This window comes from Leifsonia sp. EB41 (assembly GCF_041262565.1).
GTDB lineage: Bacteria > Actinomycetota > Actinomycetes > Actinomycetales > Microbacteriaceae > Leifsonia.
This window is the reverse complement of the sequence record NZ_JBGCCJ010000001.1, coordinates 2,839,898-2,855,521: the sequence shown is the minus strand read 5'-3', so window position 1 is coordinate 2,855,521 and position 15,624 is coordinate 2,839,898. Positions and strand designations below refer to the sequence as shown.

At 69.4% G+C, this 15,624-nt stretch carries 12 protein-coding genes and 1 pseudogene; 2 read left to right on the top strand and 11 right to left on the bottom strand.

Annotated elements, in window-relative coordinates; genetic code table 11:
- The first annotated feature begins 156 nt into the window (after nucleotides 1-156).
- The gene (locus tag ABH923_RS14180; protein WP_370056021.1) at nucleotides 157-1,227 is read left to right on the top strand and encodes a LacI family DNA-binding transcriptional regulator; all 1,071 of its coding nucleotides are present in this window, start codon (nucleotides 157-159) and stop codon (nucleotides 1,225-1,227) included.
- A 69-nt stretch (nucleotides 1,228-1,296) separates the two neighbouring features.
- Here the strand turns inward: ABH923_RS14180 and ABH923_RS14175 are convergent, their stop codons facing one another.
- The 4 genes and pseudogenes from ABH923_RS14175 to ABH923_RS14160 all read right to left on the bottom strand — a co-directional run bounded on the left by ABH923_RS14175 (nucleotide 1,297) and on the right by ABH923_RS14160 (nucleotide 4,601).
- Nucleotides 1,297-1,599, bottom strand: coding sequence for a hypothetical protein (locus ABH923_RS14175; protein ID WP_370056020.1), 303 nt, complete (start codon nucleotides 1,597-1,599; stop codon nucleotides 1,297-1,299).
- A gap of 545 nt (nucleotides 1,600-2,144) precedes the next feature.
- Nucleotides 2,145-2,846, bottom strand: coding sequence for a MaoC family dehydratase (locus ABH923_RS14170; protein ID WP_370056019.1), 702 nt, complete (start codon nucleotides 2,844-2,846; stop codon nucleotides 2,145-2,147).
- A gap of 61 nt (nucleotides 2,847-2,907) precedes the next feature.
- A complete protein-coding gene (locus ABH923_RS14165; protein WP_370056018.1) occupies nucleotides 2,908-3,870 on the bottom strand; it encodes an alpha/beta hydrolase in 963 nt (320 codons plus the stop codon).
- Nucleotides 3,871-3,888: 18 nt separating this feature from the next.
- A pseudogene (locus tag ABH923_RS14160) lies at nucleotides 3,889-4,601 on the bottom strand (alpha/beta fold hydrolase).
- Nucleotides 4,602-4,717: 116 nt separating this feature from the next.
- Between ABH923_RS14160 and ABH923_RS14155 the strand changes: the two are divergent.
- Complete coding sequence (locus ABH923_RS14155) at nucleotides 4,718-7,021, top strand: helix-turn-helix domain-containing protein (protein WP_370056017.1); 2,304 nt, start codon at nucleotides 4,718-4,720, stop codon at nucleotides 7,019-7,021.
- 17 nt (nucleotides 7,022-7,038) lie between these two features.
- Here the strand turns inward: ABH923_RS14155 and ABH923_RS14150 are convergent, their stop codons facing one another.
- The 7 genes from ABH923_RS14150 to ABH923_RS14120 all read right to left on the bottom strand — a co-directional run bounded on the left by ABH923_RS14150 (nucleotide 7,039) and on the right by ABH923_RS14120 (nucleotide 15,622).
- The gene (locus ABH923_RS14150; RefSeq protein ID WP_370056016.1) at nucleotides 7,039-9,078 is read right to left on the bottom strand and encodes a beta-galactosidase; all 2,040 of its coding nucleotides are present in this window, start codon (nucleotides 9,076-9,078) and stop codon (nucleotides 7,039-7,041) included.
- Complete coding sequence (locus tag ABH923_RS14145) at nucleotides 9,075-10,049, bottom strand: carbohydrate ABC transporter permease (RefSeq protein WP_370056015.1); 975 nt, start codon at nucleotides 10,047-10,049, stop codon at nucleotides 9,075-9,077. The genes ABH923_RS14150 and ABH923_RS14145 overlap by 4 nt, the downstream gene beginning before the upstream one ends.
- On the bottom strand, nucleotides 10,046-10,972 hold the full coding sequence (locus ABH923_RS14140; RefSeq protein WP_370056014.1) for a carbohydrate ABC transporter permease: 927 nt from the start codon (nucleotides 10,970-10,972) through the stop codon (nucleotides 10,046-10,048). Before ABH923_RS14140 ends, ABH923_RS14145 begins: the two co-directional genes overlap by 4 nt.
- Nucleotides 10,973-11,042: 70 nt before the next feature.
- Entirely contained in the window at nucleotides 11,043-12,377 is a 1,335-nt protein-coding gene (locus ABH923_RS14135) for an ABC transporter substrate-binding protein (protein WP_370056013.1), read from the bottom strand.
- A gap of 61 nt (nucleotides 12,378-12,438) precedes the next feature.
- A complete protein-coding gene (locus ABH923_RS14130; protein ID WP_370056012.1) occupies nucleotides 12,439-13,533 on the bottom strand; it encodes a Gfo/Idh/MocA family protein in 1,095 nt (364 codons plus the stop codon).
- Complete coding sequence (locus ABH923_RS14125; RefSeq protein WP_370056011.1) at nucleotides 13,530-14,564, bottom strand: Gfo/Idh/MocA family protein; 1,035 nt, start codon at nucleotides 14,562-14,564, stop codon at nucleotides 13,530-13,532. The genes ABH923_RS14130 and ABH923_RS14125 overlap by 4 nt, the downstream gene beginning before the upstream one ends.
- Nucleotides 14,561-15,622 (bottom strand): Gfo/Idh/MocA family protein, encoded by a 1,062-nt coding sequence (locus ABH923_RS14120; protein WP_370056010.1) that lies wholly within the window; start codon nucleotides 15,620-15,622, stop codon nucleotides 14,561-14,563. The genes ABH923_RS14125 and ABH923_RS14120 overlap by 4 nt, the downstream gene beginning before the upstream one ends.
- Nucleotides 15,623-15,624: the final 2 nt, after the last annotated feature.

Below are 15,624 nucleotides of genomic sequence, written 5' to 3'. Positions count from 1 at the left end.
GGAGGGCCGCCGGATCGCAGTTGCTCGAGCCGGAGGGACTGGCGATCCGGATTCGATACCGGTAACGTTTCCGGTGGCGTTACCGGTAAGCTATTCCGCAAGGGCCGAGATGTCAAGCAGCACTTCTCGCGCCGCACGACCGAAGGGGGTTAACGGATGGCTCGCAGAGTCACTCTGGCCGACGTATCGAAGGAGGCCGGCGTCGGCATCGCGACCGTTTCACGAGCGCTCGCCCCCCAGGATCATCCGGACGTGAGCGCAGACACCCGCTTGCGGATCCGCGCCGTGGCCGACCGGCTCGGCTACCGCCCCTCCGTCACGGCGCGGGCGCTGCGCACCTCGGACTACCGCGCGGTGAGCATCCTGCTCCCGGAGGGGATCTGGGGCTGGTGGGACCCCGCGGTGCGCGGCGCGACCGCAGCGGCCCACGAACTCGGCTACCGCGTGCTGGTCCAGCCGTTCGCCACGGCGGAGCGCCCCGCGGAGGAAGGCCCGCGCACCCTCCCGTACGCGGGGCCGTCGACCGCCGCCGCCATCGTGGCGAGCCTGGTGGAGGTTCCGACCGAAGGACTCCTGATCTTCGGATCGGCCGACGACGCCGGGGTCGCCGATGCGGCACACCGCCTTCGGCTGCCGGTGATGACCATCGACGACGTCGCCGAGGACCTGGTGCTTCCTACAATCGTGACCGACAGCAGGCTCGGTGCCAGACAGGGCGTGGAGCATCTCCTCGGCCTCGGTCGGCGCAACATCGCCTACGTCGGCAGCGACTACAGCGCGTTCTACGTCAAAGAGCGCCTGCTCGGCTATCGTGATGCGCTCGCGGATGCCGGTATCCCCTACCGGGAACAGCTCGTGATCGCGTGCGCTGACACGGTCGACGAATCGCAGCGGACCTACCCGGAGTTCGAGCACTTTCTCGCCTCCTCCCCAGAGATCGACGCGATCTTCTGCGAGGCCGACGAGATCGCCGCTCCGGTCCTCCGTTCCCTTCGGGCGGCGGGGCGAAGCGTGCCGACGGACGTCTCGCTCGTCGGCTTCGACGACGAACGGGCCGCCCTCATCGTCGACCCGCCCCTGACGACGGTCCGGCAACCATACGAGGAGCTGGGCCGCCGGGCGCTCGACGCACTTCTCACGCTCATCGGGGGCGGGAACGTCGGGCTCGGCCGCGAGTTGGTGCCGCCCAAGCTCGTCGTGCGGGACTCGACCGCACCTCTCGCCTGAATTCCCCCGTCAACGACAAACGGCGGCTGTCCAACAGCCGCCGTTCTCGTCCGCTTCACGTTCGCGCGTTCAGGACAGTCCGTGAGTGGATGCCCCAACCGTCGACGGCCCGACGACGGGACCGCCCCGCTGCGCCACACGGTTGAAGGCCACGAACGGAACACATGCCGTCTCGGCTGTCAGCGCCGCCAGCCGACCGATCGCTGTGCGCGGGTCCGCCGCGATCGCCCACCCATCGACGGCATACCGGCTCACCGTGTCCACGCACTCCTTCTTCTCCCCCGCTGATGGGCTGCTCGAGCCGACCACGCCGATCAGTCCGCCCTGCAGTTCCGGACCCATGTTTCTCGTATCGATGACGAATACCCGCATCCTGATCACTCCCTGGTTGATCGTTTGTTTGCCTTTCCGGCGGGGAGATCAGTGGCGAGTGGGAGGGGCGGAGTGCGGGGACCGTGGAATACCGGAGGGAGCGCAGCGAGTGAGGATATGCCGCGAAAGCCCGGCACGGAAGCACCGGGAACGAGCTACGATCGGGCGGCGGAAAGACACACAACCGTCAAGGACAGCGCCGCCGGCGGCGGTTCAGATCGGGTGGTTTTGTTGACGCACTCGGGCCAGTTGCTGCCGATCTCCGACGCCCTCGACGGTCTTATGTGCCGCGAGATCGGCAGGCCGCGGGGGACGTGCGGAACCAATTGAAGGTCCGGATCTCCGTCGTGGGATTTGAACTCTAGTTCGGGGCCCTAAGGCCCGCCATCGAGGTGAACTTCCGCGGAGTGTCAACGAAGTATGACCTCTTGTGATCTCGTAGAACCTCATTTGATCTTGCACAGTTGTAGCCAAAATGTAGTCAAATGAGATCCGCTTTGACATGTGACATTTGTACACCCGAGTCCGTGATCATCCCGTCCCTCTCAAGACCGCGAACCGGCGTCGATCCAGCGCTGGAACAGAGCGACATCCGGTTTCGGCCAGGCGCCGTCGCACGGCATTGCTCCGGAGGTGAGCCGCTCCAGGATGGCGTCCTGATGCGCGACGACGTCGTCCCGGTCCCACAGATCAAACGCCTTCTGCATGCTCGACCGATCGAACTCCCGGAACAGCGGCTTGATGTCGGCCTCGAACCCCGGCGTCCGCTGTAACAGATAGCGGTGCTCGCCGGCGAGGACCAGTTCACCCTGTTGGTTGTGCACCGTCGCCCGCGCGGTCACCGTGCCGGTGGCTCCGGAGGGCGTCAGCGCGGTGATCTCCAGTTGCGGGTAGAGGGTGTCGCCGGAATGCACCTCGCCGAGGAACTCGCAGCTCAACCCCGTGAACGCGACGAACACCTCGCCGATGACGTGCGGGAACAGCGTGGCGCCCGGGGCTGTGAACGCCAGCACCTGCAGCCCGTGGACAACGGGCGCGGAATGCCCGTGCGCCCGCGCCCACTCCACGTCGTAGTGCACGGGGTGGTTGTCGGCGGACACGGCCTGGAACGCCGACGCGTGCGCGTCGGTCAGGGTACGGCTCGGGGCTCGGAACACCTCGCCGACCGTCAACTCCTCGAATGTCCGGGCCTCGACGAGAGCGAAGGTCGCCGGGTCGAAAGTGTCGGTGTTGCTGGATGTCGTCATGTCTCTCCTCTTCCGAAGGGATGGTGCCGTGGCCGGGGCGCCTCTTTCCCCGGCCACGGGCCTAAGCGCCGAGCGCGTCGGACAGCGCCGCGACCGCCAGTCGGATCGCCGCTTTCGCGGCGTTCGTGTCGTGCATCGAGTTGACCATCACGAAGTCGTGGATGATCCCGCCGAACCGCACCGAGGTCACCGGGACGCCGGCTCGGCGCAGCTTGCGGGCGAACGCCTCGCCCTCGTCGCGGAGCACGTCGGCCTCGCCCGTGATGACGAGCGCGGGCGGGAGCCCGGCGAGCTGCTCGACCGACGCCCGCAGTGGGGACGCGGTGATCTGCGCCCGGTCCTTCTCGCTGGTCGTGTACTGGTCCCAGAACCACTTCATGCCGGCGCGACTGAGGAAGTAGCCTTCGGCGAACTCCTCGTAGGAGCCGTCGTCGAAGGAGGCGTCGGTCACCGGGTAGAACAACACCTGCTGAGCGAAGCGCACGTCCCCGCGCTCCTTCGCCATGAGGGTGAGGGCGATCGCCATGTTGCCGCCGACGGAGTCGCCCGCCACGGCTAGCCGCGAGGCGTCGAGGCCCTTCTCGGCGCCGTGCTTCGTCACCCACTGCGCCGCGGCGTACGACTGCTCGTTGGCCACCGGGTAGTGCACCTCGGGTGAACGGTCGTACTCCGGGAAGACGACCGCCGCGTTCACGCCGACCGCGAGGTCGCGCACCAGCCTGTCGTGCGTGTGGGCGTCGCCGAACACCCAGCCGGCCCCGTGCGTGTACAGGATGACGGGGAGCGTTCCGGTGCTTCCGGCCGGTTTGACGATCCGGATCTTCACGCTGCCGGTGGGACCGCCGGGGATCTCCAGCCATTCCTCGTCGATCTCCGGCTTCCAGATCGACGAGTCCTGCACGCCGTCGACGGCCGCGCGGCCGTCCTCGGGCGTCAGCTCGTAGAGGAAGGGCGGCTCGGAGGTCGCGTCGACGAAGGCCTGCGCCTGCGGCTCCAGGGGGATCTTCTTGGGGTTTCCTGCCATGGTGGTCTCTCCTGTCTCTCAGCCGAGCTCGGCGATCGCGTCGGTGATGAACTTCGCGACGTCGGCCGGGTGGGTCTGCATCACCAGGTGCGGTGCGTCCAGCTCGACGACGGAGCGCACACCGGCGCGCTGGTAGCCGAACCGCTCGACGTCGGGGTTGATGGTGTGGTCGGCGCCGGACACGATCCCCCAGGCCGGCTTGGTCTTCCACGCGGCCGCCGACGCCGGCTCGCTGAAGGCGAGGGCCGCGAGCGGACGCTGCGACACCGCGAGGACCTCGGCCACGGCGGGCGCGACGCCGGCCGCGAACACGGCGGGGAACGCGTCGATCTTCACCGAGACGTCGGTGCCGGGCTCCCCGCCCTCCACCGGGAACGGCGTGTAGACGAGGTTGGCCGCGAGGTCGGAATCCGGGAAGCCGCCCTGCAACTGGCCGAGGCTCTCCCCCTCGTCCAGCGCGTAGCCGGCGACATAGACTAGCCCGACCACATTCGCGGCGACACCCGCGACGGTGATCACGGCGCCGCCATACGAATGGCCGGCCAGCAGGACGGGACCATCGATTTGCTCGACGAACGCTCGGATGGACGCAGCATCGGCCGACAGGCTGCGGTTGTACACCGGCGGGACCGGACGGTGTGACCGCCGTCCAGCAGCGCTCTGGTCACCGGCGCCCAGCTCGCGGCGTCGGCGAACGCACCGTGTACGAGCACGATCGTTGGTTCGGACATGGTCTCTCCCTTGTCGAGGACGGACAGGACCCGACCGGGTCCCACGGAGACAGTCCAGCGAGACCCGTCGGCGTGTCGCCACGAGGAACGCACGCAGAAGGCACGAAGGAGCCACGGTGAGCCGAACATCGAGCGCAGGGCCTTCGGCGGCCGAGCTGCTCCGCACGCACCGCGTGGGCAGGTCCATGACCATCGAGTCCCTCGCCCAGTCCTCGGGTGTCAGCGACCGGACGATCAGCGACATCGAACGCGGAGTCAGCCGCAGCCCGCAACAGCGCACGCTTCATGCGCTGGCGACGGCACTCCGGCTCGGCGACGCGGAGGCGACCGCGCTGTACCGAGCTGCGCGCCCGGCCGCACGCCGCCCGCTGCCGCCGGACCGGGCGACCGCGATCGCTCCAGTGCCGGTCGGGGACTTCACCGGGCGCGAGCTCGAACTGGCCGCCATCGCCGAACGCCTGTCGGAGAGCGCGTCCAGCGGTGTGCCGCTGCTCGTCGTGATCTGCGGCTCCCCCGGCATCGGCAAGACCACGACGGCAGTGGAGGTCCTCCACCGCATCTCCGCCGGCGCGAGGGAGCTCTTCGTCGATCTCGCCGGCCTGGAGGCGCTGCCGCTCACTCCGCTGCAGACGCTGCAGTCCCTCCTGCAGCAGAGCGGGCAGGGTGCCACGGCTCGCAGCCTCGACGCCGCCGCCGCCGCGTGGCGCACCGTCTCGGCGGCCGAGCCGACGGTCGTGTTGCTGGACAATGCCGCCAACGAGGAGCAGCTGCGCCCCGTGCTTGGGGCGAGCGCGCCGGGGACGGCGGTCATCGCGACGTCGCGTCGGAGCCTGTCCGGTCTGGCGGACGCCGCACGGGTCACGCTCGAACCCCTGGCTCCGGGCGAGAGCATCGACCTGCTCGCGCAGATCATCCCGGCGGCGCAGCGCACCCCGGCCGAGCTCGCCGAGCTCGCGCGGCTCTGCGGCGACGTCCCCCTCGCCCTGCGCATCGCCGGCAACCGGATCGCGAGCCAGCCGTCGTGGACCACTGCTGACTTCATCGAAAGGATGCGCTCCGAGGAGCACCGACTCCGAGCCTTGCGGGCGGGCGACCTCGCGGTCGGCGCAGCCTTCGCCTCCTCGTACGATCACCTCGCCCCGGAGCTGCGCGACCTCTACCGCTCGCTTCCGCTGATCGAGGGGATGACGTTCGACGCGCGTCTTGCCGCGGCCGTCATTCCGACGGATCTGCTCGACACGGAGGACCTCCTCGACGAGCTCACCGATCTGGGCCTCGTGGAAGCCCGCGGCAGCACGCGCTACCGACTGCACTCACTCGCCCGCCTCCACGCTGCGGACCGGATGCGGAGCGAACTGGACAGCGAGACCATCCGCGAACGGCGGGACAATCTCCGGGGCTGGCTGATGACGACCGCGGCACGTGCGGGCGCGTGGTTCGAGCATGAGCAGACCGAACGCACGCTGTCCGACGCGAAGGGCCTCGGTTTCCTCGATCGCGACGCGGCGCGCGCCTGGCTCGAGCTCGAGGCCGACAGCTGGTTCGCCGCCTACCGCGAGTCGGCCGCGCTCGGGATGCACCCCGACGTCCTCCGCGTGGCGGACTCGCTGCACTGGTTCTCCGATCTGTGGCTGGCGTGGGGCCACTGGCACGAGTTCTTCAGCGTGTCCGCGGCCTCGGCATCCGCGCTCGGCGATGCGCTCCAGGAGGCCGCCCAGTTCGGGTATCTGGCGTGGGCCGACATCGTCGAGCTGTCCGATCCCGCTCTGGCCGAGCGCGATGCGATCCGCGCCGTCGAAGCGGCCGATCGTTCCGGCGACGACGATCAGCGCGGGTGGGCGCGGTTCTATCTGGCGTGGGCCCGCGACCTGCTCGGACGCTCCGGAGACGCGATCGAGCAGGCCGAGGACGCCGTCGCGCTCTTCGAAGCGGCGGGCGACCGCGAGGGCGTGTTGCAGGCGACGTCGCTGATCGCCGCAGCGTTCCAGAAGCACTACGGGCCCGAAGAGGCGATCGAGGCGCACCGGGGGCTTCTGGAGCAGCTGGCCGTCCACGAGGCCGACCTGCCTGAGAACATCGCGCTGTTCACCCGCAGTTCGGCCGAGCAGTTCCTGGCACGCGCCTATCTGACGGTCGGTCGCTTCGCCGAGGCCATCGGGGCGGCGCGATCCAGTCTCGCCGCCGCCGAGCGGATCGGCTACCAGCGCGGCATCATGTTCAACCTCCTCTCCATCGCCCAAGCCGAAGCGGAGTCGGACGACGGCGATCTCGACGAGGCACGGCACGCGCTCGACCGCGCCGAGCGCCTGATCGCCGACGGTCTCGCCCGGCCCGCCCGGTTCGCGGCCGCCTCAGAGGCCGTGCAGCGGCGCCGGAACGGGAGCACGACGACCCTCGGCCGCACGGCGGACGCGGACTGACGCACAGCGGTGGAGGTTCAGCCCACCCGTCGGAGCAGCACCGCCGACCTCGCCGAGAGCGCCGGATCCTGGTCAGCCGAGAGCGCGTCGACGCGTGACGTCGCGACGATCTCCTCGCCGGGCGCCAGCACGAGGCCTGCCGGTTCTCGCGTCCAGTTGATGGCGAATCGCAGTTCGGCGCCGTCTGCTGCGGTCGCCCGTCGGGTGACGAGACCCGGCCGGGGCGTCGTCCACGGCGTCGGCGGTTCGGACGCGGCAAGGAGGCGTGCCACGGCCCTGCCGCTGCGGGCGTCGGCGCCGAGCGACGGGAAGGTCCCGATCAGCACTGCCCTCCCCTGCCCGTAGACGTGGGTGACGACAGCGGGCTCGCCGTCGTCGAACACGGCCTCGACCCGGCCGCCCTCCGGCCTGATCGGCGAGCGCAGCCAGTGGCAGCCGATGGAGTCGGCGGCGAGTTGCACACGCGTGCCCTCCTCGGCGGTCGTGCTCTCGACCTCCTCTGCTCCGAACACCGCTCGCAGACGCGCCGCCGGCACGTTCGGCCGGCGGAAGCCGAGCTCCGTGTACTCGCCGGGCGTGGCCTCGCTCACGAGGGTGCCGCCCTGCTCGACGAACTCCGTCAGGAGCTCCCCCAGGGCGTCGGAGGCGACGGACGGCATGGGCCAGTAGATCGCTTCGAGTCCGGAGGGGAGGCCCTCGGCCTCGGCGCGTTCGGCGGAGACGATCGTGACGGCGATGTCCTGGTCGACCAGCATTCGGTACGCGCCGAGCACGGCGTCGCGGTAGAGGTCCATCGACCGATCGGTGGCGTAGGCGTGCAGTGCCGACCCGCGGGAGACCAGGAGTCCGACCCGAGGCGTCTCGGTGCTGCGCCCCTGCAGTTCCGGCAGCCCGGCGACGCGGGCGAAGTCGGCCACCCTCTCGACGCGGGAGGTGGGCGTTCCGTCGGGCGCGGTCAGCCCGTACCCTGGGCTCTCCGGGCCGAGGAGCTCGGGGCGCCACTGCCAGAACATCACACCCGTTGCGCCGGCGGCGATCGCATTCCACATCCAGAGGTCCACCACGTCGTCACCGGGCTGCCCTGTGGTGCGTTTCCCGTCCCTGCGGCCCCGGCCGCCCTGCAGTTCGGCCTGCCAGAACGGCACCCCGGCCGCGGCGTCGCGCGCGGTGTCGAGGTTGAAGAGGTGCTCGACGTGGTCGTCGCCCATCAGCCAGGTCGGGAAGCTCGACGTTCCGAACCGGTCCACCCCGCCCGTGAGGGTGAACTCGTCGAGCGTGTGCGTCGCGAGCTGCCCGGTGAAGCCGCTGAGGGCCACGTGGGTCATCACGACCGCCTCCTCGCGCCGCGAGCGGACGGCTTCGACGCGGCGGTCCAGCCAGTGCCGCAGCGCCGCGAACCACGACTCGCGCCAGTCGATGAGGTCGGGGACGGTCTCGAACACGCGCGGCGCGGACACCTGAGCCCAGTCGCTGTAGCGGCGGGCCCACGCGCCGTTGAGCTCGTCGAGGGACGCGTACTTCGTCTGCAGCCAGTCGCCGAAGCGGGCGAGGGAGGCGTCGCAGTAGCAGAACTGACGCTCCGGGTAGTACGACGCGGGCTCCAGGTGCGGCTCGTTCCAGACGTCCCACACCGCGACGTCGTCGCCGTAGCGGTCGACGAGCGCGCCGAGGAACCGCTCGGCGGCCTCCCACACCGCGGGGTTGTCGAAGCAGAGGCCTGGCCAGCCGCCGCCCGGGGTGTTCATCGCTGCGGTGAGCTGGACGGGGCGCCCGTCCTGGTCGACGTAGCGGGCCTCGGGGTGCGCCTGCTCCAGCCAGTACGGCGCGTTCTCGACGATGGTGTTGATCACGATCGTCAGCCCGACCTCCCGCGCGATGGCGATCAGTTCGTCGAGCTCGTCGAAGTCGTACTCCCCGGGTGCCGGGTTCATCCAGCTCCAGCACGCCCACAGCTTCACCGTGTTCATGCCGGCGTCGCGCATCCGCTCGAGGTCCGTCCTCCAGTCGGCGCGGGGCGGGTTCGGCGGGCGGAAGTACTGTGCTCCGAGCGTTGTCACCCTTTGACTCCTCCGAAGGTCAGCCCCCGGACGAGGAACCGCTGGGCGGCGAGTCCGAGGATGAAGATGGGAATGATGGCGACGATCGCCGCCGCCGAGCTGCCGCCCCAGTCGATCGAGACGGAGCCGATGAAGGACGAGACGCCGACCGGCACGGTCTGCGTGCTCTGACCCGAGAGCACCAGGGCGAAGAGGAACTCGTTCCACGAGAAGATCACGCAGAGCACCGCCGTCGCCGCCATCCCCGGCGTGGTCAGCGGAACCGCGACGCGCAGGAACGCCCCGAGCCTCCCGGAGCCGTCGACCATGGCGGCCTCCTCCAGTTCGATCGGCAGTTCCTCGAAGAACGACCGCATCATCCAGATGACGATCGGGAGGTTGAAGGAGGTGTGGGCGAGGATGAGCGCCAGGTAGCTGCCGGTGATGTGCAGCTGCTGGAAGATCACGAACATCGGGACCACCAGGGCCACGGCCGGCACCATCCGGCTGAACAGGACGATCCGCGCCCACCACTCGCGCCCGCGGATGGGGAGCCGGGCGAGTGCATAGGCGAACGGCACGCCGAGCAGCAGCGAGAGCAGCGTGCTCCCGAACGCGACGACGATGCTGTTCAGCAGGTAGTGGCCGAAGTCGAGTTGGCCGAAGACCTTGCCGTAGTTCTCGAGGGTCGGGGTGAACGCGAGCGACGGGTTCTGCGCGAAGATCTCGTCGGGGGTCTTGAAGGAGTTGACCGCGACTGTCAGGACGGGCACGAGCACCCAGACGAGGAAAACGGCGATGACGACGTAGCACCCGATCACCCAGCCGTCCGGCCGGCGCCGACGTCGGGTGCCGGTAGCGCCGGTGCCGGAGCCGCCGGCGGCGGATCGGGGCGACGGCGCCGCATCCCCCGGGGCGACCGTGCGGGCGGCGCGCGGCGAACGGCTGGCGACCAGCTCGTGGGGCACCTGGTGCCAGGGAGCGAAGCTCATGAGAAGACCCTCCGGCGGCGCAGCAGCCGCAGATAGATGCTGGAGATGATCGCGACGGTCACGAGGATGAAGACGCTCAGCGTCATCGCGTATCCCATGTCGAAGAACGAGAACCCGGTCTGATACGTGTAGAGGCCGATGGTCTCGGTCGCCCCTCCCGGCCCTCCGCGGGTGAGGACGTAGACGGTGTCGAAGATGCGGTAGGTGTCCATCGTGCGGAAGAGCAGCACGAGGAGGATCTGCGGCATGATCGCCGGCAGCACGATCGACCAGGAGATGCGCGCGCGACCCGCGCCGTCGATCCGGGCGGCTTCGAACTGCTCCTCCGAGATGCCGAGCATGCCGGCGTGCAGGATGAGGATGACGAACGGCGTCCACTGCCAGATGTCGACGAGGATGAGCGAGGGCAGGGCCAGTTGGGCGTTGCCGAGGAAGTCGATGCCGCCCTGGTGGCCGAACAATGCCAGGACGCGGCTGATCAACCCGAACTGCGGGTCGAACATGTACCGCCACAGCAGCGCCGTTATCACGGGGGCGATGATCATCGGGAGGAGGATGAGCGAGTTCGCGAGCTTGCGCCCTTTGGTGATCTCGAAGAGCGCGCTCGCGATCACGAAGCCGACGACCAGCTCCACTCCGACGCTGCCGACGACGTAGACGATCGTGTTGCCGAGCGCGTTGAGCACCTTCGGGTCGGTGAACAGCTTCACGTAGTTGTCGAGCCCGACCCAGGTCTTGCCCGTGTTGATCTGCGTGAGCTGCCACTTGTAGAGCGACAGGACCAGCGAGTACACCAGCGGGGCGAAGATCACGAGGGCCAGCACGAGGGCGGGGAGCACGGTGAGCCAGCGCCCGAGCCGTCGCCCTTCTTTGTCCCAGTTCCGGCGCGACGCGCCCGACCTGCGGGTCACGGTCGTTGACATGGCGTTCTCCTCCTGATGGATGTGCGGAGGGGATGGGGCCGGTGGCCGGCGCCCATCCCCCGGTTCGGCACTACTGCCCGAGGGCTTTCAGCGCGGTCTGCATGTCGGCCACCGACTGCTCGACCGTCGAGGACCCTTGGATCGCCTTCTGGATGCTCGTCTCGATCTGGTTCTGGATGCCGGGCCAGCTGCTCAGGCTCGGCTGCGGGTTCGAGTTCTTGAGCGCTTCGTTGACGGCGGGCAGGAACGGGATCTTCGAGGTGAGCGAGGTGTCGGTGTAGAACGACTTCGTCGCGCCGAGAGTGCCCGCGGCGAGCGCCACCTTGGCCTGCTGGGCCGTGTCGGTGTAGTACTGCAGGAACGAGTACGCGGCGTCCTTGTGGTTCGAGTTGGCCGCGATGCACCAGTTCCAGTAAATGAGCTCGCCGCCGGCCTGGTCACCGAAGGAGATCGGCGCGTACGCCCATTTGCCGACCGTCGACGACTTCGAGGAGTCCTCCAGCGCCGAGAGCGCGGGAGTGGTGTCGATCACGATGGCCGACTTGCCCTGCGCCGCCACGGTCGCGGCGTCGTCCACGGCCATGTTCAGCATCCCGGTCGGGGCGAACTTGGCGGCCTGGGTGTAGAACTCGAGCGCCTTGGTGGCCGCGGCGTCGTCGAGGGTGCTCTTCTTGCCCGACGCGTCGTACCACCAGTTGCCCTGGGCGGTCAGCATCGAGCCGAAGACGTCCGCGACGGCGCCTGTTGCCTTGCCCGGCATCACGATGCCGGCCGCACCGTCGGTGCCGTTGAGCTTCTTCGCGGCGGCGAGCACATCGTCGACCGTCTTCGGTGCTGCGATGCCGGCCTTGTCGAACAGGTCCTTCCGGTAGCCGACGACGACCGTCGAGACGAAGTCGGGAAGGCAGTACTGCTTGCCGTCGTACTTGCCCTGAGCGAGCACGTTCGGCAGGTACGAGGCTGCAGAGAAGCCGGGGGGATTGCGCTTGCTGTCGCTCAGGTACTCGTCGATCGGGGCTAGGTAGCCGGCCTTGGCGAACTCGCCGAACCAGCTCGGGTGCACGTAGACGATGTCGTAGTCCGAGCCGGAGGACAGGGTCAGGGCCTGCTTGTCGTGCAGGTTCTCGTACGGGACGGCGGCCATGTCGATGGTGGCTCCGGTGTCCTTCGACCAGTCCTTGGCCGCCGACACCTGGCCGGCGGTCCACGGGTCTCCCGCCCACCGCGAGAGCGTCAGCTTCTGATCGGTGAATTTGCCGTAGGGGCCGCCGGAGCTTGCCGGGGCGACGTGCGGGTCGCCGGATGAGCTGGAACCGGAGGTGCAGGCCGTCAGTGCGAGCGTCACGGCGCTCACCGCCGCGAACGTTGCCGCGAGGACGCGGCGTCGGCGCTGTGCTGGGTACATCATTCTCTCCTTTGAGGTAATGCCGACCGAGCGTCCGACGCTCGGTTCGAGGGTAGCGGTGCTAGGGGACGATGCTGACTGCCACACCCCCTCTCGCCGCCGAGTCGTACCCGGCCTCGATCACGCGCAGGCAGGCGACGCCGTCGTCGAACGTCGGGCCGAACGGCTTCTCGCCCTGCTTCACGCGTTCCAGGTAGGACGCGACCTCGCGCTTGTAGTGGTGGACGTGCGGCGCCCATCCCGAGTAGTCGTGCGGCTCGGTCTCGGCGGGCTCGATGTTCGGGACGGTCCAGCCCCGGTAGAGCTCGTCGTCGGTTGCGCGGTACACCTCCACCTGCGGGAACGGGTCGGTGGCGCGCATGATCAGGGTGCCCTCCGTGCCGTAGATCTCCAGGGCGTTGCGCATCTTGATGTCGACGTTCATGCTCCACGCGGTGGTGATCTCGCCGAGGGCGCCGTTGCGGTACCGCACGATGGCGACCGCGACGTCCTCATCCTCCAGGCCTGGTTTGGCACGGTTCGCGGTGAAGGCGGACACCTCCTGGATGTCGCCGACGAGCCAGCGGAGTAGGTCGATGCCGTGCGAGCCCTCGTCGATCCAGGCGCCTCCGCCGTTCAGCGCGTGATCGGACATCCACTCGACCATGTCGGGCGGGCAGCCGATCTCGGCGATGCCGGCCAGGCCGATGATGCTGCGGGTGAAGAGCACCTTTCCCAGCACTCCGCTGTCGACGATCCGCTTGGCGCGGTCGGCCTCCTTGGAGAACCGGCTGACGAACGCGGCCGTCCCTTGCACGCCGCCCTCGGCCACGGCCGCTGCCATGCGCTCGGCGTCTTCGGTGCGGGTCGCGATGGGCTTCTCGCAGAAGACGTGCTTGCCGGCCTCCGCCGCGGCGATGACCTGGTCGACGTGCCGGCCGTTCTCGGAGTGGACCATGACCACGTCGATGTCGTCGCGGGCGATGAGCTCGCGCCAGTCGGTGGTGAAGTCGGCCACGCCCCACCGTTCGGCGGCGGCCCGTCCCCTGGTCTCGTCTTCGTCGGCGATGGCGACGATCTGTGCGCCCGGGATCTCGGCGATCGCCCGCGCGCGGAATTCCGCGTGCACGTGCGCCCAGCTGATCATCCCGATGCGGACCGTGTCGGTCGCTGTCATGCGGTCACTCCTTCTCTGCTGTCGTTGGTCTGGTACTGGATGGCCTGGCGCTGTCCGGTGCGTGCGGCGACCAGTGCGGCCTCCGCCACTCGCAGCACGGCGAGCCCGGCCTCCCCCTCCGATCGGGAGGGCGCCCGGGTCTCGCGCGCGTCGAGGAAGTGCCGCAGCATGTCCTCGTGGCCGTCGGCGAGCAGGCCGGGGATCGGGAGCGGGTAGGTCCATCCCCCGCTCGCGCCGACCTGCTCGATCGGCTGGCGGTGGAGGTTGTCGATGAGGATGCGGCCGCCGGTGCCGACGATCTCGAACCGGGAGTCCATCGCCCCGACGAGACTCCAGCTGTCCTCGCAGACGCCCAGGGCGCCGTTGGCGAAACGCAGCGTGAGCACAGCGGTGTCCTCCGCCGTCGTGCGGTCTCCCCACACGTAGGTGCCGACCTCGGCGGACACCGTGGCGACGTCCGAGTCGGCGAAGAACGCGCAGAACGCGATGCTGTGCACGGCCATGTCGAGCACGGCGCCTCCGCCGCTGCGCTCGGGGTCGAAGAACCAGGCCGAGTGGGGCTCGCCGATGCCCTCCCGGGCGGCGACCCGGAAGACGTCGCCGACGCGACCGGCGTCCACCGCCCGCTTCGCCTCCTGCACGGCCGGGATGAACGGGACGTTCTCCGCGTAGAACAACCGGGTCCCCGCAGCGCGAGCGGCCTCGATCATGCGCTCGGCCTCCGCGACCGTGCGGCCGAGCGGCTTGATGCAGATCGCGTCCTTTCCGGCGGCGGCAGCGAGCAGTGCGGCCTCGGCGTGGACGTGCGGGGGCGCGACGATGTCGACGAGGTCGATGTCGTCCCGGGCAACCGTCGCTGCGATGTCGGTGCTCCAGCTCGGGATATCGAACCTTTCGGCCGTCGCCCTGGCCGACTCCTCGGTGGCGGCGACGACGCAGCGGACGTCGGCGCCCACGATGCGCTGGAAGGCCGGCAGGTGCATGCTCTCGGCCCAGAACCCCGCGCCGACGACCGCGATCCCGGTGCTCATCCGTCGAGGTCCCCTGCAGTGAGGCGCACGGTGCGGCGCTCGTCGAGCGACTGCTGGGCGGCGAGCATCAGCGCGAGGGCGTCGCGGGCCTCGGCCGCCGTCGCCGCCTTGCTGCCGTCCTCGCGCCCGAGGATGCGGTCGACGAAGTACTGCTGCTCGCCGCTGTAGCCGTAGTCCCAGACCAGGTCGGGGTAGACCCAGCCGCGCTGCCCGGACTCCGCGGAGGCCGTTCCGCCGTCGTCGATCAGGTGCAGGTTGAGCGCCTGCGAGTGGACGAGGTCGACCGTGGCGCTGCCGTCGTTGCCGTAGACGTCCAGGGTGAAGTTGCCGCGACCGGCCGTCCAGGAGACGTACATGCTGGAGACGACGCCGCTGGTGTGGCGGACCGTGACGACCGCGTTATCGGGGCTGCCGTACTTCTTAGCGCCGTCGAGCTTGTACGCGCCGCCCTCGGTCGTTACGTGATCTGCGGGGCCGAAGAGCCAGAGCACCAGGTCGCCGAAGTGTACGAGGGTGTCGAGGATGACCCCGCCGCCGTTCGCAGGATCGTAGAACCATTCGTTGGAGGGCTCCCAGCCGAACACCGCGGCCTGCGCGGCGATCAGCGGGCCCAGCTCTCCCGCGCCAATGCGCTGCTGGAGCTGGGGAAGCGGCGGAGTGAAGCGCAGCATGAAGCCGAACTGCACGACCCGATCCGATGCGGCCGCCGCAGCGACGACGCGGTCGGCGTCGGGGAGCGTCAGGGCGATGGGCTTCTGGCAGAACACGTGCTTGCCGGCCTCGAGCGCCTGGATCACCTGCTCGGCGTGGAGGAAGTTGGGCGTGGCCAGCAGCACCGCGTCGACCTGGTCGTCGTCGAGGATGCTCGCGAACGACGGGGCGACCTCCAGGCCGAACTGGCCGCCGAGGCGTTCCGCCGCCTCCAGGATCGGGTCGGTCACGGTCACGAGGCGACCGCGAGCGATGCGCTCGTAGGCGGCCGCGTGGACCTTCGCGATCCGTCCGGCGCCGACGAGTCCGACCCGGACGGTGTCGGTGAGAGTGGTCGTTGTCGTCATCG